The 20,548-nt window shown below is 66.4% G+C and carries 15 protein-coding genes; 9 read left to right on the forward strand and 6 right to left on the reverse strand.

Annotation, left to right across the window (positions count from 1 at the left end; all coding sequences use genetic code 11):
* The first annotated feature begins 285 nt into the window (after positions 1–285).
* Both HY57_RS07690 and HY57_RS07695 read left to right on the forward strand, forming a co-directional pair.
* Complete coding sequence (locus HY57_RS07690) at positions 286–1,026, forward strand: hypothetical protein (protein ID WP_039732306.1); 741 nt, start codon at positions 286–288, stop codon at positions 1,024–1,026.
* 64 nt (positions 1,027–1,090) lie between these two features.
* Positions 1,091–1,834, forward strand: coding sequence for an MHYT domain-containing protein (locus HY57_RS07695; protein ID WP_019464691.1), 744 nt, complete (start codon positions 1,091–1,093; stop codon positions 1,832–1,834).
* Between the two features lie 75 nt (positions 1,835–1,909).
* On the opposite strand, the gene HY57_RS07700 is transcribed toward HY57_RS07695, so the two are convergent.
* The 6 genes from HY57_RS07700 to gshB form a co-directional block, all read right to left on the reverse strand.
* The gene (locus tag HY57_RS07700; protein ID WP_019464690.1) at positions 1,910–3,673 is read right to left on the reverse strand and encodes a hypothetical protein; all 1,764 of its coding nucleotides are present in this window, start codon (positions 3,671–3,673) and stop codon (positions 1,910–1,912) included.
* 120 nt (positions 3,674–3,793) lie between these two features.
* Positions 3,794–4,720, reverse strand: a complete 927-nt coding sequence (locus tag HY57_RS07705; RefSeq protein ID WP_019464689.1) for an aspartate carbamoyltransferase catalytic subunit — start codon at positions 4,718–4,720, stop codon at positions 3,794–3,796.
* A gap of 25 nt (positions 4,721–4,745) precedes the next feature.
* Positions 4,746–5,177 (reverse strand): Holliday junction resolvase RuvX, encoded by a 432-nt coding sequence (gene ruvX, locus HY57_RS07710; protein ID WP_019464688.1) that lies wholly within the window; start codon positions 5,175–5,177, stop codon positions 4,746–4,748.
* Positions 5,174–5,749 carry a YqgE/AlgH family protein gene (locus HY57_RS07715; protein ID WP_019464687.1) on the reverse strand — a complete coding sequence of 192 codons (576 nt, stop codon included), beginning with the start codon at positions 5,747–5,749 and terminating at the stop codon, positions 5,174–5,176. Before HY57_RS07715 ends, ruvX begins: the two co-directional genes overlap by 4 nt.
* Before the next feature lie 115 nt (positions 5,750–5,864).
* Positions 5,865–6,731 carry an energy transducer TonB gene (locus HY57_RS07720; protein WP_019464686.1) on the reverse strand — a complete coding sequence of 289 codons (867 nt, stop codon included), beginning with the start codon at positions 6,729–6,731 and terminating at the stop codon, positions 5,865–5,867.
* Entirely contained in the window at positions 6,728–7,705 is a 978-nt protein-coding gene (gene gshB, locus HY57_RS07725; protein WP_019464685.1) for a glutathione synthase, read from the reverse strand. Before gshB ends, HY57_RS07720 begins: the two co-directional genes overlap by 4 nt.
* Positions 7,706–8,173: 468 nt before the next feature.
* Between gshB and HY57_RS07730 the strand changes: the two genes are divergently transcribed.
* From HY57_RS07730 to HY57_RS07760, 7 genes are all read left to right on the forward strand, one after another.
* Positions 8,174–8,530 carry a response regulator gene (locus HY57_RS07730; RefSeq protein WP_019464684.1) on the forward strand — a complete coding sequence of 119 codons (357 nt, stop codon included), beginning with the start codon at positions 8,174–8,176 and terminating at the stop codon, positions 8,528–8,530.
* A gap of 31 nt (positions 8,531–8,561) precedes the next feature.
* Complete coding sequence (locus tag HY57_RS07735) at positions 8,562–8,933, forward strand: response regulator (protein WP_019464683.1); 372 nt, start codon at positions 8,562–8,564, stop codon at positions 8,931–8,933.
* A gap of 7 nt (positions 8,934–8,940) precedes the next feature.
* Positions 8,941–9,480, forward strand: a complete 540-nt coding sequence (locus HY57_RS07740) for a chemotaxis protein CheW (RefSeq protein ID WP_019464682.1) — start codon at positions 8,941–8,943, stop codon at positions 9,478–9,480.
* 116 nt (positions 9,481–9,596) lie between these two features.
* Complete coding sequence (locus HY57_RS07745; RefSeq protein ID WP_026033826.1) at positions 9,597–11,627, forward strand: methyl-accepting chemotaxis protein; 2,031 nt, start codon at positions 9,597–9,599, stop codon at positions 11,625–11,627.
* 86 nt (positions 11,628–11,713) lie between these two features.
* Positions 11,714–17,953, forward strand: coding sequence for an Hpt domain-containing protein (locus HY57_RS07750; protein ID WP_019464680.1), 6,240 nt, complete (start codon positions 11,714–11,716; stop codon positions 17,951–17,953).
* The gene (locus tag HY57_RS07755) at positions 17,946–19,847 is read left to right on the forward strand and encodes a chemotaxis protein CheB (protein WP_026033825.1); all 1,902 of its coding nucleotides are present in this window, start codon (positions 17,946–17,948) and stop codon (positions 19,845–19,847) included. The genes HY57_RS07750 and HY57_RS07755 overlap by 8 nt, the downstream gene beginning before the upstream one ends.
* The gene (locus HY57_RS07760) at positions 19,844–20,320 is read left to right on the forward strand and encodes a chemotaxis protein CheW (protein ID WP_019464678.1); all 477 of its coding nucleotides are present in this window, start codon (positions 19,844–19,846) and stop codon (positions 20,318–20,320) included. Before HY57_RS07755 ends, HY57_RS07760 begins: the two co-directional genes overlap by 4 nt.
* The last annotated feature ends 228 nt before the right edge of the window (positions 20,321–20,548 follow it).

Here is a 20,548-nt window from a genome sequence, read left to right on the forward strand (position 1 = left end):
TTGTTCTTCTCGCTAAGATCGTGGCAATTGTGATTTGCATCACAGGTGTGCCGTGAGAAAACGTGAGCTTTCTCTTCGCGCGCCGACGTGCGCGTAGACGCTTTCGATACGAAGGCCCGGTTAGCCTGCGCAAAGTGGTCCTGGCCCACGATCCGCGTCTTGTGAAATAGACGGCCATACGGCAAATTTGGAAGGCGAGGCACATTCCGTGCTGGCTTGATTTCGGGGGGAATCATGGCCGAGTTGGAGGTTCGGGTCGTATCCGAGCGCAGGGAAGGACTCCTGGTGGAACTGGGTCGCGTGGTGACGGAGCACGGGCACGTACTCGTCCGGCAGCGGCTGGTGCAGGACGCGCAAGGCGCTTGCCTCACCCTGATCTTGCGTGGCCCCGACGATCGCCAGCTCGCGCTGGAAGAAGCCCTGGGCACGCATCCGCGCGTGCTCAGCTTCGAATCGATGCGTCAGCAATATGCCGGAGTGGAAACGCTCGCGGCGCCCGTGGCCCCCGCATCCTTGCCGGCCGTTGCGGCAGCGGTCCCGGCGCGACCGCTCGCCGCGCCAGAGTCCGTGCCCATCACGGCCGGTGCCGACGTGGCGCGCGTCGAGCGCATGCTGCCCAATCTGGCCAAGGACTATCCGCGCATCTTTCCCTGGCTGATCAATCTCGACTACGCCGTGGCGGCGGAAGCCCGCGATGCGTCGCTTTATCTCGCGGGGCGACGCACGGGCGTGTGGGTGTACAAGCGCGACTTTTCCCTTGGCGCCAAGCTGGGGCTGGCAGATGCCATACGCCGCATCGCCTTTCCGGCATTGAAGGGGCTCGTCTCGGTGGAGCAGCACGACAACCAGCTGCACGTGCGCGGTTGTCCGCTCTGTCAGCCGGGCAATGCATCCGGCGGGCGTTTCTTCTGCGGGTTCATCGAAGGGCTGCTCGTTGAGTCGATGGAGGCGCGGGCGGTGTTCGTGCGCGAAACCAGCTGCCATAGCCAGGGCGCATCCATGTGCGTGTTCGACATATCCCACTGATCGCCGTCGACGGAGTGTGGTGGTGGTCGTTGGGCGTCCGTAGCCAACGAAGGGGGAAAACTTCATGCAAGACATGCATCAGCATTACAACGGAGTGCTGGTCGGGTTGTCCTATGTCGTATCCGTGCTGGGTTCGTTCACGGCGCTCCAGTTTGCCCTGGGCATCCCACTGGCCCAGAACGTCCGGCAGCGCTGGGGGGCCGTGCTCGCGGCGGGTGCGGCGATGGGTGGCGGCGCCATCTGGGCCATGCACTTCATCGCAATGCTCGCGTGCAACATGGGCACGCCAGTGACCTACGACATCACGCTGACGCTGGCGTCGGCGGTGCTGGCGATCGCGGCCTGCTCACTGGGCTTAGGGATCGTCGGTAGCGGAACGTTCCGCGTGTTCAACCTGGTGATCGCTGGTGTGCTGATGGGGCTGGGCGTGGCGGGCATGCACTACCTGGGCATGGCGGCGATGTTGTCGTCCGCCCATGTTTCCTACGATGGCAGCATCGTGGCCTTGTCCGTTGCCATCGCCATCGTGGCGTCGATGGCGGCCCTGTGGCTGGCCTTCAATCTGCGCGGCACGCTGCAGATGCTGGGCAGTGCGCTGGTGATGGGTGTCGCCGTGTGCGGCATGCACTACACCGGCATGGCGGCGCTGGAGCTGGGCCAGGGCGATACGTTGCCGTCGGGCTTCGAGCACGGCTTGCAGGGTCAGTACCTTGGCATGGTCATCTTCGCCGTGGTCGTGGTGTTGCTGGCGATTGCGCTGGGGTTGAGCATCGTGCGCCAGCAGCGTCGCGCGGCGCTGTCGATCTGAGCTGGCGATCCCTTCGCAGAACGAAAACGGGGCGCCTCTGGCGCCCCGTTTTCGTTTCCATCGTGGATGGACGGCTTACTTCAGTTCGGTCTGGCTGGTGATCACCAGGCCGTCGTTTGCCATGCGCATGTCGCCATTGAGCGACTTGATGCGCGCGGCCTGTGCTTCCATCGATTCGAACTGCGCCTTCGAGCGCTCGGCGGTTGCCTTGGCCGTGGCCTGGGCTTCCGGGTCGTCGGCCTGGGCGTTCGCGGTGAGTTCGGCGATGTGCTCTGCCTTCTCCGCCATGGCCTTCACCCACGCCTGGTACATCTCGCCGCTGAGGCTCAGGCGGCCGAACCGGCCCGCATCACCGGCGGCGGCATTGAGCAGTTCGCCCAGTTTCACGTCTTCGCCCTGGCCCACGGCCAGCGCCAGCGACTTCGGCCCCATGGCCGCCCACACCGGGGCGCCCAGCGGTGCGACCAGCTCCGGCGGCAGCGCCACGGGCTTGCCGTCTGCCGCGAGCTTCATCTGCTGCAGGCCCGGCGCGGCCATCTGGGCCATAGCGAGGAGGCCGGCCGGGTTGGAGGTGCCGATCAGGATGCGGCCGCTGAACTTCGGCATGGTGTCGTTGCTGCCGGCGTCGAAGCTGTCCAGCGCCACGCGCAGGCCGAGCAGGTCACCCACCGGCGGCACGGCGGCCTGCTGCGACATCAGGCCGATCTTGGAGAAGCTCTCGTTGAGATCGGTGAGCGTGGGGCAGGTAAACGGCTTGGCGGCCACGGCCTCCGCCTGCGCGCTCAGGAAGGTGCGCAGCTGGGCGACCGGCAGGGCGACGGTGATGTCGAACGGCGCGGTGCCGGCGGCACCAAGACCGGGCAATTCCACCTTCATGCCGCTGAAGGCCTTGGTGATGTCGTCAGCCAGTGCCACGTCCCAGCGGATGTCCTGGTGCTTCTCGTCAAGCTTGGTGTAGCCGAAGCTGACCGAGGGCACGCGCGAGGCGATGCGCGAGGCCTCGCCTTCGCACGCCGGCGAAACCTTGAGCTGGTTGGCCACCGGTTCGCCGGTCTTGCTGGATTCCGTTTCGGCGCGTGCCTTGATCAAGGCGTTGAAGAGCGGATCCTTGCCGCTGGCGGCCAGTGGCAGCAGGCGTGCCAGGTCGACCTGGCCGATAGCCCAGGGCTTGTAATCCTTGGCCTTGGCAAGCTTGTCGAGGCGGCCGTCGTCCTGCAGGTTCTTTTCCGGACGGTCAAGGCCGAAGGCCAGGCGCAGCGTGGCTTCCGGCGCATCGGCCGGCAGCACGGCGGCGACCGCCTGCTTGCCGACTTCGGCCATCACGATCTGCACGCCGCTGTCGGCGGCGACGTGCTTGCGGTAGTTCTGGCCGCCGACGGTGGCGGTGTCGAACGGCTTGCCGTAGGCGGCCTCGAGGCGGCCGACGAAGGCGTCGAAGGCCTTGGGGTCGGTCAGCTCAAAACGCGCCACCGGGGACAGGCCCAGGCCATAGAAGGCCGAGCGACCCTTGATGTTGAGGCCGGCGTTCTGCGCGAACTGCTCAATGGTCTTGCCGTCCAGCTCGGCGATCATCGCCTTGAGCAGGCGCGACAGGTCGGGATCTTTTTCCGCCATGTCGCTGGCGGTGGAGCGCAGCTGGGTCAGCTCCGACGGCAGCTGGGCATCGGCCTGGGCCAGCAGCGCCTTGCGCGTGTCGTCGTCGAGCACGTCGAGGTTGGCCACCACGTACGGCGTGTCCGCCGGTACGAAGGCGAGAGGGGCATCCTTGTCCTTGTGGTGGCATGCAGCCAGCAGGACACCGGCGAGGCCCAGCGCGGCAATGCGCGTCGTCGATCGCATGTCTAATCCCTTGAGTGAGGTGATATTGCGCCGCGCATTATGCCTGTATTTGCGGCATGACGCGGTGCGCCACGGCCGGCTGGCCGTGGCTGGGGGAGGTCGTCGGGACCCGGCTCGAACTTAGCGGCCCAGCACCTCGGCGAGCACCGCCATGCGCACGAACACGCCGTTGCCGACCTGCTCCAGGATGCGCGACTGCGGGCCGTCGGCCACTTCGGGGGCGATCTCGATGCCGCGGTTGAGCGGGCCCGGGTGCATCACCAGCGCGCCCTTGGCCGCGCGGGCGAGGCGACGGTTGTCCAGGCCGTAGCGGTTGAAGTACGCCGCTTCGTCGGGCAGGTCGGTGGCGGCCATGCGTTCCTTCTGCAGGCGCAGCATGATGATCACGTCGGCGCCCTCGACGGCGGCGTCGAAATCGTCAGTGAGCACGCAACCCGGGAATTCCGATTGATCCGGCATCAGTGCCTGGGGCGAGCACAGGCGGATTTCCTTGGCGCCCATCGCCTTGAGTGCATGCACATCCGAACGGGCGACGCGCGAATGCTTCACGTCGCCGCAGATCACCACGGTGAGCTTGCTGAAGTCAGGGCGATGCTGGCGGATGGTCAGCACATCCAGCAGGCCCTGCGTGGGATGGGCGCGGTTGCCATCGCCGGCATTGATCACCGACACGCCGCTCATGGCATGGCGCACGAGTTCCTCCGGCGTGCCTGACACCTTGTGGCGCACCACGATGGCATCCAGGTGCATCGCCTCCAGGGTGTGCAGCGTGTCGAACAGCGCTTCGCCCTTGCTGGTGGACGAGAAGCCGATGTCGAAGTTGATGACGTCCGCGCCGAGGCGGCGCGCAGCCAGTTCGAACGACGTGCGCGTGCGCGTGGACGGTTCGAAGAACAGGTTGAGGATGGTGCGGCCGTTGAGCAGTTCCAGCTTGCGCGTGCCATGAGCGCAACCGTCGCGCATGTATTCCGCACGGTCGAGCAGGCGCTCGATGGTCTCGCGAGGCAGGTTTTCCAGAGTGGTGAGGTGGCGCAGGCGAGAGCTCATGGCGGGCGGAAGTCCGTGCGGATGGTCAGTGACTGGTGGTTTCGGAAGCGAGCCAGCGTTCGAGAATCACCGCGGCGGCTTCGGCGTCGATCGTGGCGGCGTCGCTCTTCTTCTTCAGGCCGGCGGCGCGCGCGCTGGCGAAGCGTTGCGCGGCTTCCTGCGAACTGTAACGCTCGTCCGTCATGGCAATCGGCAGGTTGTAGCGCTGGCCGAGCTTGTCGGCAATTCGGCGCGCACGCTTGCTGGCCGGTTGTTCTTCGCCCTCGAGCGTCAACGGCAGCCCGACCACCAGGGCGTCGGGCATCCATTCCTTGCGGAGCGCATCGAGTCTTGACCAGTCGGGTTCGCCGTCGCGCACTGCAATGGCCGCAAGGCCGCGTGCGCTGCCGGTAAAACGATTGCCCACCGCGACACCGATCAGGCGGCTGCCTACGTCGAAGCCGAACACACAGCTCATGCGTGGCCCGCGTAGCCGGGCAGCTGCAAGGGATCAACGCCAACCAGCCCTGCGGCGGCGCTCCAGCGCTCTTCCAGCGGCGTGTGGAATACCACACGCTCATTCGCCTCGGCGGTGAGCCAGGTGTTGTCCTTCAGTTCCTGCTCGAGCTGACCGGCGCTCCAGCCGGCGTAGCCCAGTGCCATCACGGCGAGGCGCGGGCCTTCGCCGTGGGCCATGGCGATGAGGATGTCGCGCGAGGTCGTCACCGACCATTCGTCGTTGATGCGGTAGCTCGATTCCCAGTGGCCGGGCTCGCGATGAAGCACGAAACCACGCTCCTGCTGCACCGGCCCGCCGATCAGCACCGGCGCATCGGCCAGTTCAAGGTCGCTGCACTCCAGCTTCATCTGCGCGAGCACGTCGCCGAGGCGGTATTCGGAGAGCTGGTTCACCAGCAGGCCGACCGCACCGTCTTCATCGTGCTGGCAAATGAACGCCACCCCGCGCGAGAACGGCGGTTCGGCCAGGCTGGGCATGGCGATCAGGAACTGACCGGCCAAGGATTGCGGTTGAGGATGGGGGTTGGCCATGGGGGCATTGTAAGCCTTGCCGCCATCGCCTGCCTGTCTGCGGAAAACAGGTTAAGGGAGGTGAGGAAACAGCGACGAAGCCGCGAAGGCTTGGTGGTTTCCCTTCACCCGATCCTCACCTGCTGTGCAGCGTGTCATTGGGCATGAACTGCCACGTGCGCGTGATATTCAGCTCGTCGATCCGTTCCTTGTCCGGGGGCAGTCCCGGGAACGGGGCCGCCAGACGCACGATGCGTTGCGCCGCGGCATCCAGCAACGGCTCGCCGGAACTTTGAACCACTTCGATGCCCTTCACCGAGCCGTCGCGGTTCAGCGTGACCGTCATCAGCACGTCGCCATGCAGGCCGCGCCGGCGTGCCTCGTTCGGGTAGTTGAGGTTGCCCACGCGCTCCACGCGATCCACCCAGCCGCGCATGTAGGCCGCGTAGGCGTATTCCTTGGTGTTGGACGAGATGAACTTTTTCTTCGGCCGCTTGGCGTACTGCTGGCTCTGGTTGCGCACTTCGGCGGCCAGTTGCGCCATTTCCTGCTTGCGCTTGAGCTCTTCCGGCGAGTCGGGGAGATCCTGCGGCGTCTGCTCCAGCTTCGCGCTGTCGGTGTTGACGCTGTAGTGGCTGTTGCCGGTGGTGGTGAGCAGCTTGTCGCTGGTGGCTTCCTGCGGCCGGGGGGCGCTGGCCTCGACCGCCTTGGGCGCCACGCCGTTGGACGGGCGGGGCAGGTCGCCGGAGACCGGCTGCGACGGGCGGGCGGCCTTGTCGCTTTCGCCGCCGCCGCTGTTGTTGGCCTGGGCCAGGAAATCCGCCTTGTCCGGCGACTCGCGGTTGGCCACGTCCACCAGGGTGACGTCCAGCGTGGGCAGGCTGGGCTTGGCCTTCACATAGGTGAAGGTGATGCCCAGGATCACCACCCCGTGCAGCAACAGCGAGAAAAGCATCGTGGCGCCGAACATGTCGGCGCCGGTGCGGACAGCAGGTTGGCTCACGCGGCTCGGGTTCCGGATCGGTTCTGTTCGATGACGTCGAAAAGCTGACCGGCAATATTAAGCCCGAATTGCGCATCCAGTTCGCGCACACACGTCGGCGATGTGACGTTGATCTCGGTGAGGTAGTCGCCGATCACGTCCAGGCCCACGAACAGCAGGCCGCGGCGGCGCAGTTCCGGCGCCACCTGGGACACGATCCAGCGGTCGCGCTCGCTCAGCGGCACGCCCACGCCGCGCCCGCCCGCCGCCAGATTGCCGCGGAAGTCGCTGCCCTGCGGGATGCGGGCCAGCGCGTAGGGCACCGGCTCGCCGTCCACCACCAGGATGCGCTTGTCGCCCGAGGTGATCTCGGGGATGTACTTCTGGGCCATGGTGAACTGCTTGTGCTCGCCCTTGGGGCCGGCGGCGATCAGCGTTTCCAGCATGGAGTTCAGGTTGCTGTCCCCGGCCTTCACCCGGAAGATGCCGCGCCCGCCCATGCCGTCCAGCGGCTTGAGCACCACCTCGCCATGCGTCGCCACGAAGGCGCGCAGCTCCGCCGCGTCCCGGCTGACCAGGGTGGGGGCCATGCACTGCGGGAAGTGCAGGGCGAACAGCTTCTCGTTGCAGTCGCGCAGGGCCTGCGGGCGGTTGACCACCGTGACCCCGGCGCGCTCGGCCAGTTCGGCGACCATGGTGTCGTAGATGAACTGGGCGTCGACCGGAGGGTCTTTGCGCATCAGCACCACGTCCATCCCGCGCAGGTCGCGCCACTCCGGCTCGCCCAGCACGAACCAGCCCGACGGGTCGTCGCGCACGGAGAGGGGCGCCAGGCGGGCCCAGGGCTCGCCGCTGCGGATGGCCAGGTCGCCCTGCTCCAGGTAGAACAGGCTGTGGCCGCGCCGCTGGGCTTCCAGCAGCATGGCGAAGGTGGTGTCCTTGGCGATCTTGATCGAGCCGATCGGGTCCATCAGTACGGCGACCTTGAGGGCCATCGTCATTCTCCGGTAGTAGAGCGTCTTCACCATGCGCCTCCCGGCTCCGGCCGGGCGGCAGCATGGCAGTGTATGTCGTCCGGGGGAGGGAGATGGCGTTGATCGATCCAACGATCAAGTGATCCCGTCCAGGCGCCGGGCGGGCGGGATTGTCCTTGCAGGGAAACGTTGCCGACCAGCCCCGGGATCGGCTTTCCAGCGAAGGCAAACGCGTTGATTCAATGACGTAGGGCGCTTTACTTAAGATTTCAGCTTGACGTCACGTCGGGCAGGCGGTAAACAGCTACGCACGAATGCCTGCCGGCTGAACGTTAGCCGTACGTCATCACCGACGTACGGATTTGTGTCTTCCAAAGGGACCGCTACCAACGGTTGGCGGTCGCAAGGTTTACCTGAGCCAGGGGCGGGTCGCAGGGGGGTGTTGTGAACTTGAACATAAGTGGAAATGGCCTGGCCGGCCTCAAGGTCATGGTTATCGACGACTCGAAAACCATCCGTCGAACCGCCGAAACCTTGCTCAAGAAAGAAGGTTGCGACGTACTCACGGCCGTGGACGGTTTCGAGGCGCTTGCCAAGATCTCCGACCAGAAGCCCGCGATCATCTTCGTCGACATCATGATGCCGCGCCTCGACGGCTATCAGACGTGCGCGCTGATCAAGAACAACCCGCAGTTCCGCGGGACGCCCGTGATCATGCTCAGCTCGAAAGATGGCCTGTTCGACAAGGCACGCGGCCGCATCGTGGGCGCAGAACAATATTTGACCAAGCCGTTCACCAGAGACGAGTTGCTTGGTGCAATCCATCGACATGTCGTTACGGTTTAAGTCCGGCGACTACAGGGTCTGAGGGGGGCCTGTGGCCAATATTCTCATCATCGACGATTCGCCGACGGACGTGCGCGTGTTCACCACGCTGCTCGAGCGCGCGGGTTACCAGGTCGATTCCATCGGTAACGCCGAAGAAGGCATCGAGCGCGTGCGCGCTCAGAAGCCGGATCTGGTGATCATGGACGTCATCATGCCCGGCATGAATGGCTTCCAGGCCACCCGCACGCTCACGCGCGACCCGATGACGTCCAGCATTCCGATCGTCATGATCACCACCAAGTCGATGGAGACCGACCGCGTGTGGGGCCTGCGCCAGGGTGCGCGCGCCTTCATCACCAAGCCGGTCAACGAGAAGGACTTGCTGGCCTGCATCAACGACCTGTTGCCCAGCGCGGCGTGAGGCGACGATGAGCCAGACCGCCTCGCTCTTGCCTTTCGAAATCCTGGCCCACTACGAGCGTCTTTCGCTGGCGCATGCGTCGGGCACGCCGGAAAAGCTGGAGGCCCCCGGCCTCTGGCGCGGTATTGGTTATCGTGCGGGCAGCCGCCTGTTCGTCAGCGGCATCGACGAGATCAGCGAACTGCTGGCCGTGCCTTCCCTGACGCCGGTGCCGGGCACCCAGCCCTGGCTGCTGGGCGTGGCGAACGTGCGAGGCAACCTGGTGCCGGTCATCGACCTGGCACGTTTCCTGTTTGGCGAGCGCACGCAGTCCACCGAACGCACGCGACTCCTGGTCGTGCGCCAGGGCGGCGGCAGCGTGGCGCTGATGGTGGACGAAGTCTTCGGGCAGCGTACGGTCGATGCGGAGCAGCGCCGTCACTCCGAGCTGGAAGACGATCCGCGCCTGACCCGTTTTGTGGATGATCGCGTAGGCGAACAGCGACTGGCCGTGTTCAGCATGGGCAAGCTGGTTCGCGCGCCGGATTTCCGTCAGGCCGCGGCCTGACGCGCAACAGTTTGGACGACAAGTAGGACCGGCGCTGCTCCAGGCCGGAATCAGGGCGATGATCCGACGCTTTCGCCGGCAAGGGCGGCGAAGCGTAGAAGGGCGAGGTGAACGAAATGAGCACTACAGGGGGCGTGGGCAAGGAACGAGGTTATACAGGCCTCATCATCTTGCTCGTCATTGCGTTCGGTTTTACGGGTATCGACTTCGGCGCGCTGACCGTCAAGGGCGGCGAAGACGCGCAGGCGGTCGACCTGACCACACAGATCCAGGTGTTGTCGCAGCAGACCGCGAAGCTCGCGCTCGAAGCGGCGGACGGTAACGTCGACTCCTTCAAGGAGCTCGAAACCAACCGCAACACCATCGACTCGGCCATCCAGCGCCTCAACAAGGGCGACGAGAAGGGCGGCATCAAGCCCTATGCCGACAGCAATGCCACCCCGACCGGTCGCGCCGTCACCGCGCTCACCAATGCCTGGGGCCAGCTCGACGCCGACATCGGCAAGATCCTGTCGAACAAGGCGCTGGTGGTGGATTCGTCGCAGCGTGCCGCCACCCTGGGACGCGAACTGCCCCTGCTGAACTCCAGCATGGAGCAGGTGGTGAACATCCTGCAGCAGCACGGCGGCAGCGCGGAGCAGACCTATACCTCCGCCCGCCAGATGGTGCTGGCTGACCGTATGACCCGCCGCGTGCAGGAAGTGCTGCAGGGCGGCGACGCCTCGCAGCCGGCCGCCGACGGCCTGGCCCGCGACGGCCAGCTCTACGGCGCGGTGCTCAAGGGCCTGCTCGAAGGCAACACCGAAGTGGGCGTGCGCTCGATGGGCGACGCCAACGCGCGCAAGATCCTCACCGACATGCAGTCCCAGTGGGACAACCTGCAGGATCCGGTGGGCAAGCTGGTCAGCGCCGCGGGCAACCTCAGCGAAGTGAAGCGCTCCGGCAACCAGGCCTCGCTCGACTCGCAGAACGTGCTGCTGCGCGCGAACGAACTGGCCGACCAGATCCGCAAGCTGCCGACTCGCCGCCTGTTCCCCAACCTGTTGTGGGGTGTGCTGGGCGCGCTCGGTTCGGCGGCCTTCCTCGCCATCCTCGTGTTCCAGTTGATCGCCGACCAACGTCGCCGCCTGCAGGAGTCGGCCGAACTCAACCAGCGTAACCAGGAGGCCATCATGCGCCTGCTGGACGAAATGGGTTCGCTCGCCGAAGGTGACCTGACCGTCAAGACCACGGTGACCGAGGACATCACGGGCGCCATCGCCGACTCGGTGAACTACGCCATCGACGAGTTGCGCACCCTGGTGACGACGATTAACGAAACGTCGGAGCAGGTGTCGTCCTCCGCCCAGGAAACGCAGACCACCGCGCGCCACCTGGCGGAATCGGCGCAGAACCAGGCGCAGCGCATCAGCACGGCCACGGCCGCGATCAACCAGATCGCGAACCTGATGGACGTGGTGTCCAAGGACTCCGCCGAGTCGGCCGACGTGGCCGAACGCTCGGTGAAAATCGCTTCGCGCGGCGCCGAAGTGGTGCGCGAGACGATCTCGGGCATGGACTCGATCCGCGACCAGATCCAGGAAACGTCCAAGCGAATCAAACGCCTGGGTGAGTCGTCGCAGGAGATCGGCTCCATCGTGGAACTGATCAACGACATTGCCGAGCAGACCAACATCCTCGCCTTGAACGCCGCCATCCAGGCCGCGTCGGCGGGTGAAGCGGGTCGTGGTTTCGCGGTCGTGGCGGACGAAGTGCAGCGCCTCGCGGAACGCTCCGCGAGCGCGACGAAGCGAATCGAAACGCTGGTGCAGACCATTCAGTCCGACACCAACGAAGCGGTGAACTCGATGGAACAGACCACCGCCGAAGTGGTGGCCGGTGCCCGACTCGCGGAGGACGCGGGTAGCGCGCTGGGCGACATCGAGCGCGTGTCGCACGACTTGTCGGCGCTGATTCAGAACATCTCGACGCAGGCGCGCCAGCAGTCCACCGCGGCAACCGATATTTCAGTGTCGATGAATGCGATCCAGGAAATCACCTCGCAGACCTCGCAGGGCGCAAGCCAGACGGCCGACTCCATCGGTTACCTGGCCCAGCTGGCGAGCGACCTGCGTCGTTCGGTGGCGCACTTCAAGCTGCCGGGTTAAGTGGTTAGTTGGCTGATAACGATTTTCACAGGGGGCAACCTCGCCGGTTGCGTGACAAACCGTTACGTGGCCGCTGAGAGGGGCGCATGAGACTTCAAGACCATATCGATTTCACCACGTTGCAGTGGGTCAAGCCCGAGCTCGACGAGACGCTCGCCCTGGCCCGTGAGGCGTTGGAGTCCTACGTCGACAACCCGAACAACCGGGATGCGATGCGTTCCTGTGCGGACAGCCTGCACCAGGTGCACGGCACGCTGCGCATGGTCGAGCTATACGGCGCGGCCATGGTCACCGAGGAGATGGAAACACTCGCCATCTCCCTGCTCGAAGACCACGTAGCCCAGCGCGATGACGCTTATGCCGCGCTGATGCGCGGCCTGATGCAGCTGCCCGACTATCTCGAGCGGCTTTCCGGCGGCCATCGCGATGTGCCGGTGGTGCTGCTGCCGCTGCTCAACGATCTGCGTTCCAGCCGTGGCCAGCAGGCGCTGCATGAATCGGCGCTGTTCACTCCCAATCTCGAAGTCGTGCTGCCGGCTCAGGCGCCGGCATCGCTGCCTGAGGTCCAGGGCGAGCGCCAGCGCAATGAAGTCACCACGCTGCGACTGCGCTTCCAGCAGCAGTTGCTGTCGTGGTTCCGTGGCCAGGGCGGCGACCAGCAGCTCACGGGCATGATCCAGACACTGGACGCCATCACGGCGCGCTGCCACACCGTTCCGGGCCGTCGCCTGTGGTGGATCGCGGCGGGCGTGCTGGAAGGTGTGCAGCAGGGCGCGCTCAAGACCCAGACGGGCGAAGTGCGCCAGTTGATCGGCAAGGTCGACCGCAGCATCCGCCAGCTGGTCGAACACGGCGAAGCCAGCCTGCGTGGCGGCGATGCCGACGAACTCGCGCGCAAGCTTCTCTATGTCGTGGGCCAGGTCCGCCAGGGCAGCCCGCGCATGGAGCAGCTGCGCCAGACTTACGCGCTCGACGCGCTGCTGCCCGAGCAGAGCGAAGTCGAACACGCGCGCGGCTCGATGGCCGGCCACAACCGGGCCCTACTCGATTCCGTCGCCAAGGCACTGAAGGACGACCTGCTGCGCGTGAAGGAGTCGCTGGACCTGTTCCTGCGGCAGACCGACGCCGATCCCGGCCAGCTCGCCAACCAGACCGACATCCTTGAGCGCGTGGGCGACACGCTGGGCATGCTTGCCCTTGGCGTGCCGCGCCGCGTGGTGAACGAGCAGCGTCGCGTGCTCGAAGAAATCGCCAGCCGCGTGCGCGCGCCCGACGAAGAGCTGCTGCTCGACGTCGCCGGTGCACTGCTGTACGTGGAAGCCTCACTCGACGATCACATCGAAAGCCTCGGTGCGGACGGCGAAGTCGCCACCGAATCGCCGACTGCCATGCTGCCGCGCAGCGAGGCCCGCCACATCCTTGCCACGCTGATGCACGAGGCGACCGCCAACACCGGCAAGGTGAAGGACGCCATCGTCGCCTACGTGGAATCGGGCTGGCAGGCCCGCCAGCTCGCCGACGTCGGCGCGCTGATGGACGAAGTGGCCGGCGCCATGCGCATGCTGTCGGCACCGCGCCCGGCCGAGCTGGCCGAAGGCATCGGCCGCTTCGTGGGCAACGAATTGCTGGTCGATCGCCGCGTGCCCAGCACCGCGCAGATGGATCACCTGGCCGACGCACTCGCTGCGCTCGAGTACTACCTCGAAGCGGCACGCGAACACCGCGGCGGGCTGGAACACATCCTGGACGTGGCCGAGCACAGCCTGAGCAGCCTGGGTTACTGGCCGCCGCCGGCCGCCCGCGTGCCGTCCGGCGACGACATGGACGAAGCGCCGGAGCATGTCGCCCGCGCCGCCGACGCCGCGCTCGCCGCCGCCCTGGCCAACCAGCCGGATCTGTCCGAGAGCGTCAGCGTCGCCCATGGCGATGACCTTTCCGGCCTGATCGTTGGGCACAGCGAAACGCCGCATCCCGAACCGCAGGAGATCACCGGGCTGCGCCTGGCCGATACGGTGCACGTCACGCCGCAGGAGCCGGTGCACGACGGCCAGGAAGACTGGATCGAAATCGAGGAAGAGATCGTCGAGGAAGTACCGGTTGCCGGTGCCTCTGCCATCGACGCCGGTTTCCAGTCGAGCACCGCGGGTATCGACGACGACATCCGCGACATCTTCCTGGAGGAAATGCAGGAAGAAATCGACAACCTGCATGCCGCCCGCAAGACCTGGCTGGCAGATGTACAGCAGCTCGACGCGCTGACCTCGATCCGCCGCTCCTTCCACACGCTCAAGGGTTCGGGCCGCCTCGTCGGCGCCACCCTGCTCGGCGAGTACGCGTGGAAGGTGGAGAACATGCTCAACCGCGTGCTGGACCAGTCGGTCCCGCCGAACGAGGGCGTGCAGGAAGTGGTGACCGCCGCCATCGACGCGCTGCCCCAGTTGCGCGCCGCCCTGATGGGCGAGGGCGCGGTGACCGCGCCGGTCGCGGCGATCGTGGAGATCGCCGAGCGCCTGTCCTCCGGGCAGATCGACGCGCGACTGGCCGACGTGGCGACCTCCGGTGCGACCGAAACCGTGCGCCGTACCGTCCGTCGCCGCGTGCCACGCGTCCACGTGGCGGCGGATGCCATTCCCGCCGCCAGCCTGGCCGATATCGAGACGTCGCATGTCGCGCCGGCCGTGCCGGAGCCCGCACACGACCTGATCGAAGCGCCGGTGATGCCGCCGATCGATCCGGTGCTGCTGGAGATCCTGCGCAGCGAAGTGGCGCAGTACCTGGCCACCATCCGTACGGCGATCAACCGCGTCGACGGCGAGCTGCGCGTGGAAGACAGCCTGCTGCGCGCGGTGCACACGCTGCACGGCGCCATCGCCATGGTCGACATTCCGCTGCTGACCCAGCTGCTGTCGCCGCTGGAAAGCCTGCTCAAGCGACTGCGCGCGGCCAACCTGCCGCTGTCGCCGGAAGGCGTGCTGCTGCTCAGCCAGAGCGCCGACGCCGTCGATCACGTGATGAACCAGTTCGACGCGCCGTCGCCACAGTTGCCGGACCTGTCGGGCCTGATCCATCGCCTGACCGAACTGCGCGACAGCCAGCCCGAACCGAAGGTGGCGCACGTCCTGTTCGAGACGCCCGCCGACGGTCACGACGAGGTTTTGCCGCACGCGATCGATGCCTCGCACGAAGAATCGCTGGCCGCCTCGTTGGACGAGGCGCTGTCGGACGCCGCGCTGCCGGTCGAACATGTCGAACTGGCGGCGCCGCCTGTAGCGCCCGAAACGGACGAATACGCCGACGAACTGCTCGCCGCGCTGGGTGAATACGATCTGGACGCGCACCTGCCGGCTGCCGAGCCGCTCCCGCAGGCGCCGGAGCATGCTGCCGTCCATCCGGCGGAAGACGACGAGTTTGCCGACATTTATGCCGAGCTGATCGGCGAAGCCGAAACGCTGGAGATCGGCCCGGTACCGGGCGAGCACGCCGGCGTGCCTGAGTTGACGCTCGAGGAAACGGAATCCGCCGTCGAGGCCGAGCCTGTTGCGCATCACTTGGTCGAAGAGGTCGAGGTGCCGCACGTCGCCGAGACGACCGAAAGCGAGCACCTTCCGTCTGGCGAGGCGCCGGCCCCGATCGACCATCTGCCGATCGAAGAGATCGAGCTCGAAGCGCCGGCAATCGAAATTGCCGACGAAGAAGTCGTGCTGGAAGCTCAGGCGTTGGACGAGCCGGAACCGGAGACGGCCGTGCATGGGCACGAGGCGTCGGAGCCGGAGGTCATCGAGCCGGTGAGCGACATGCCCGAGCCTGTGGCGATCGGGCACGCGGTCGAATCGTTGCTGGCCCAGACGCCGGAAGCCGAGGTTGCTGCGCCGCACGCAGCGCCGGAAGCACCTGCGGTGCCGGAAGTGCACGCGGAGGCCGACGCACCTGCCGCACCGGAAGCACCGGTCGATGAAACGGCACAGCTGTACAACCAGATCGACCCCGATCTGCTGGAGATCTTCGTCGAGGAAGCGCGCGAGATCCTCGATCACTCCGACGGCGTGCTGGCGCAGTGGCGCGCGGAGCCGGCGGCGATCGAGCATCTCGGCGAGATCCAGCGCGACCTGCACACCCTCAAGGGTGGCGCGCGCATTGCCGGCCTGGTGCCGGTGGGCGACCTGACGCATGCCATCGAAACCGCCCTGGAGAAGCCGCTGCACGCGGACTCGGCGCACATCGGCGAACTGATCGCCGCGCTGGAATCGGGCTTCGACCAGTTGCACGGCCTCGTGCAGCTCGTGTCGCAGGGCCGCCCGGTGCCGTACCCGCAGGCGGTCATCGATCGCTTCCTGGGCATGGCCGGCGAAGGCAGCGGAAAAGCCGAGCAGGCGCCTGCCGCGGAACCGGCCAACGTCGTGCCGTTCCCGGCACGCATGGCACCGCTGCCGGAACTCCTGCCGGAAGAACGCGACGATGTGCCGAGCGCGCCGCAGGAACAGATCCGCGTTCGCGCCGAACTGCTCGACACGCTGGTGAACCATGCGGGCGAGGTGGCGATCTACCGTTCGCGCCTGGAGCAGCAGGTCGCCGGTTACCGCTTCAACCTGGTCGAACTCGACCAGACCGTGCAGCGTCTGCGCAGCCAGCTGCGCATGATGGAGATCGAAACCGAAGCGCAGATCATCGCGCGCTTCCAGCGCGAGCATCGCGAAGCCGGCATCTCGGTGTTCGACCCGCTCGAGCTCGACCGTTTCTCGCAGTTGCAGCAGTACTCGCGTGCGCTGGCCGAGTCGGTGTCCGACCTTGTGTCCATCCAGGGCATGCTGGACGAACTGACCCGTCAGGCCGAAACGTTGTTGATCCAACAGTCCCGCGTGAGTTCGGAGCTGCAGGACGGCCTGCTGCGCACGCGCATGCTGCCCTTCGACACCATGGTGCCGAACCTGCGCCGCACGTTGCGCCAGGCCGCGCAGGAAGAAGGCAAGGGCGCCCAGCTGTACGTGGAAGGCGCCCACGGCGAAATGGATCGCAACCTGCTCGACCGCATCAAGGCGCCGTTTGAGCACATGCTGCGCAACGCCGTGGCGCACGGCATCGAGTCGCCGGCCGATCGCCGCAAGGCGGGCAAGCCGGAAGAAGGCGCCGTGCGCATCCGCGTGGCGCGCGAAGCCACCGAAGTGGTGGTGCGCGTCACGGACGACGGCCGCGGCCTGGATCGCGATGCCATCCGCAAGCGCGGCGTGGAGCGTGGGCTGATCCGCGCCGACGCGCGCATCAGCGACGACCAGGTGCTCGCACTCATCACGCAGCCGGGCTTCTCCACCGCCAGCACCGTGACCCAGCTCGCCGGCCGCGGCGTGGGCATGGACGTGGTGGCGAACGAAATCAAGCAGCTCGGCGGTGCGCTGTCGATCGAATCGAAGGAAGGGCAGGGCACCACTTTCGTGCTGCGCCTGCCGTTCACGCTGGCGGTCACGCAGGCCATCCTGGTTCGCATCGGCGAGGCCACCTTTGCCATTCCGATGACCTCGGTGCAGGGCGTGGCGCGCATCAGCCCGGCGGAACTGGCCGAGCGCATGGCCGATCCGGAGCCGACCTTCCCGTACGGCGGCGAGAGCTTCGACATCCATGAGCTGTCCGCCCTGCTGGGCATTTCGGCCAGTCACGTGGCCGACGAAGAACAGATCCCGCTGCTGCTGACGCGCTCGGGCGATCTGCGCGCCGCGATCCGCATCGATGCCGTGATCGGCTCGCGCGAAATCGTGGTGAAGTCGGTCGGTCCGCAGATCAGCTCGGTGCCGGGCATTCTCGGCGCGACCATCATGGGCGATGGCTCGGTGCTGATCATTCTCGACCTGGCGCCGCTGGTGCGCCACGGTACCGCCCGTCGCCAGGCTCGCCTGGACGAAGGCCTCAGTGCCGTGGCCACGCCGGTGGTGGAAGAGACGCGCGTGCGTCCGCTGGTGATGGTGGTCGACGACTCCATCACCATGCGCAAGGTCACCGGCCGCGTGCTGGAGCGCCACGAGTACGAAGTGGCCACCGCGAAGGACGGCGTCGACGCACTCGAAAAGCTGCACGACCGCGTGCCCGACCTGATGCTGCTCGACATCGAGATGCCGCGCATGGACGGTTACGAGCTGGCCACGCAGATGAAGGCCGATCCGCGACTGCGCGACGTGCCGATCATCATGATCACCTCGCGCACCGGCGATAAGCATCGCCAGCGCGCGTTCGACATCGGCGTGGACCGCTACCTCGGCAAGCCCTACCAGGAGGCCGAATTGCTCGCGCAGATCGGTGAGGTGCTCGACCAGCGTGCCACGGAGTCGTTCAATGGCTGAAACGGCGACTGCGGTAGCGTTGTTGTTCGATGACGGGGAGCTTGGCGGGCAATTGCGCGAAGCACTGCGGGAACGCGGTGCGAGGATCGTGCACGAAGGTCCGCTCTCTACCTTGAGCAGGCAGATGATCGACACCACCGGCGCCGAAGTGCTGGTGGTGAACCTGGACGAAGAGGCCGACGAGGACATCGACCGTCTCTACGACGTGATCGACGGTGACCGTCCGCGCGTGGTGTTCAACGATGCTGCCGCGAGCCGTTTGCTGGACGGCTGGGATCGTGCGCGCTGGGCGCGCCATCTTGCCGTGAAGGTGATGGCGCAGGGCGATCTCGACCCGCCGCGTCCGCTCGACGCGCCGTCCGTGCCCGAAGTCGTGGCGCCCGTGGCGGTGGATGCTGCCGATGTGGCTCCGGTGACGGGGTTCCAGGCGGCGTCGGAGGATCTTGTCGCACCCGTGGTGGCGATCGAGCCACAGGCCGTGCACGCCACGGAAGTGCAGTCAGAGTCGCTGGCGGCCGAGCTGGAAGCCTTGTTGGCCGCCGATGAACCGGTTGCCGAGGATCAAGCCGCGTCGCTATCCGCGCACCAGCCGATGCACGATTCGTTGCACGTCGACGACTTCGCCGCGCTGAAAGACGTGCCGCTGGTGGTTGACGAGGCGTTCGGCTCCGGCCTGACATTCAACGCGGAGGACGAACTGCCTCCGCTGCATGACGGTGATTTTGCCGCATTCGCCGCTGAGCCGATCACTGCGGACCATGATTTCGGATCCGGCCTGAAGTTCGATGCCCATGCCGAGCTGCCGCCGTTGCACGACGGTACGTTCGGGCTGGATACGCTTGCCACGCAGGGCCACGCTCCGATCGACGAACCCTTGCAGGCTTCGGGTTCCCGTCAGATGCCGTCGTTCCAGCTGGATCACCTCGCACTCGCACCGCTCGACGAGTCGTTCATGTCGTCGGCGTCCAAAAGCAAGGACACGTCGACATCGTCGTTGCTGGACCTGGCATCGGGCTGGTCGTTGGTGGACGACAGTGATGCACCGGCACCCGCCCCGGCTCCGGCTCCGGCTCCGATGGCCGCAGCGGCAACCGCAGCGGTGACCGCGACCGAAACCGAGGTTTTGCCGGCGGAGCCGGTGTCGTTCGGTATCGAAAAGCTGAGCGCCGCGGATTTCCTGGCCCCGGAAGGCGGCGAGGAAGGGGGCTCCATCATCCAGCCCGGCATGAAGCTGGAGCTGGTGTCGATGGAAGAAGCGCTGGCGCCCAGGGAGTTCGACGGCGGCGGCAACGAAATGGTGTTGCAGGAGCTGGAGGGCGCGATTGGCCGCCTGCTCGTGTTGGGTGCGGCGGCCGACAGTCTGGAAGCGGTGTGCTCGTTCCTGTCGATGCTGCCGACCAGCCTGCGGGCCGCGGTGCTGCACGTCCAGCATCTGGGCGGCAAGAGCGCCGAGGCACTGTCGGAAACGCTGACGCGTTACAGCGAATTGCCGGTAAAAGTGGCGGCGCCCGGCGTGCGAGCCCGTGTGGGCGAGGTATTGGTGGTGCCGAACGGCCAGCAGGCGCGGATACACCGCGATGGTCGCGTGGATCTGCACCCGCTGGAGAACGACGACGTGCGCAGTTCGCCGATCGATGCCAGCTTCACCCTGGCGGCCAACGTCTTCGGCCGCAATGCGCAGGCCATCGTGTTCGCGGGCCAGGCCAACGATGCGCTGGGTGGCTGCCAGGCCATCCATGATCGTGGCGGCCAAGTGTGGATCGAGTCGTCGGATGGCCAGTTCGCCGATATGGTGCACGGCATCGAGGCCGAGCGCCTGCATAGTTATTCGGGTACGCCGGCCGAGCTGGCGGCGCGCCTGGTGGAAGAGATGTCGATGGAGGGCCGGCGATGAGCGATTTGCCACTACCGCGTGAAATCCGTTGCGTGCTGGTGCCGGTCGGCAACCTGCGCTTGCTGCTGCCGAATGCCACTGTGGCTGAAGTGATCACCATGCCCTCGCCCGAGCCGGTGGAGGGTTCGCCTTCGTGGTTGCTGGGGCGTATCGCATGGCGTGGCTGGCGCGTGCCGCTGGTGTCGTTCAACACGCTGGCGGGTGCCGGCGAGGGTGACAGTGAGCAGGCGGTGCGCGTGGCGGTGCTGAAGGCACTGGGTGGCCATGCGGACCTGCCGTTCATTGCGATGGTGACGCAGGGTTTTCCGCGCCTGACGACGCTCAATGCGGAGTTGATCATTCCCACGCATGATGGGGCGCCGTTGCCGCCGGGTGTGCGTGCGCAGGTGCTGGTGCGTGATGACATCGCGGTGATTCCGGATCTCGAGGGCATCGAGGCGGAGTTGGTCGAGTTGCTCGAACTGGCGAGCTGAGCCGGGCATGGCATGACCCTTCGATGCTCTCCCCTTTATGGGGAGAGGGAGAGGGGCAACGGGCAACGGGCAACGGGCGGTCTAGCCTCACGGCTTCATAGATGCCGTCATCCCTGCGAAGGCAGGAGGCGCTTTTCAACAGCCGAAGGGCTGGTCATCCAGTGACTTTGCTCTCTATGGCCTGGGGCCTTCGGTCGCCATGATTCCGCGAGCTGGCCGCTTACGCAG

This window comes from Dyella japonica A8, from assembly GCF_000725385.1.
In the GTDB taxonomy this organism is placed as follows: domain Bacteria; phylum Pseudomonadota; class Gammaproteobacteria; order Xanthomonadales; family Rhodanobacteraceae; genus Dyella; species Dyella japonica_C.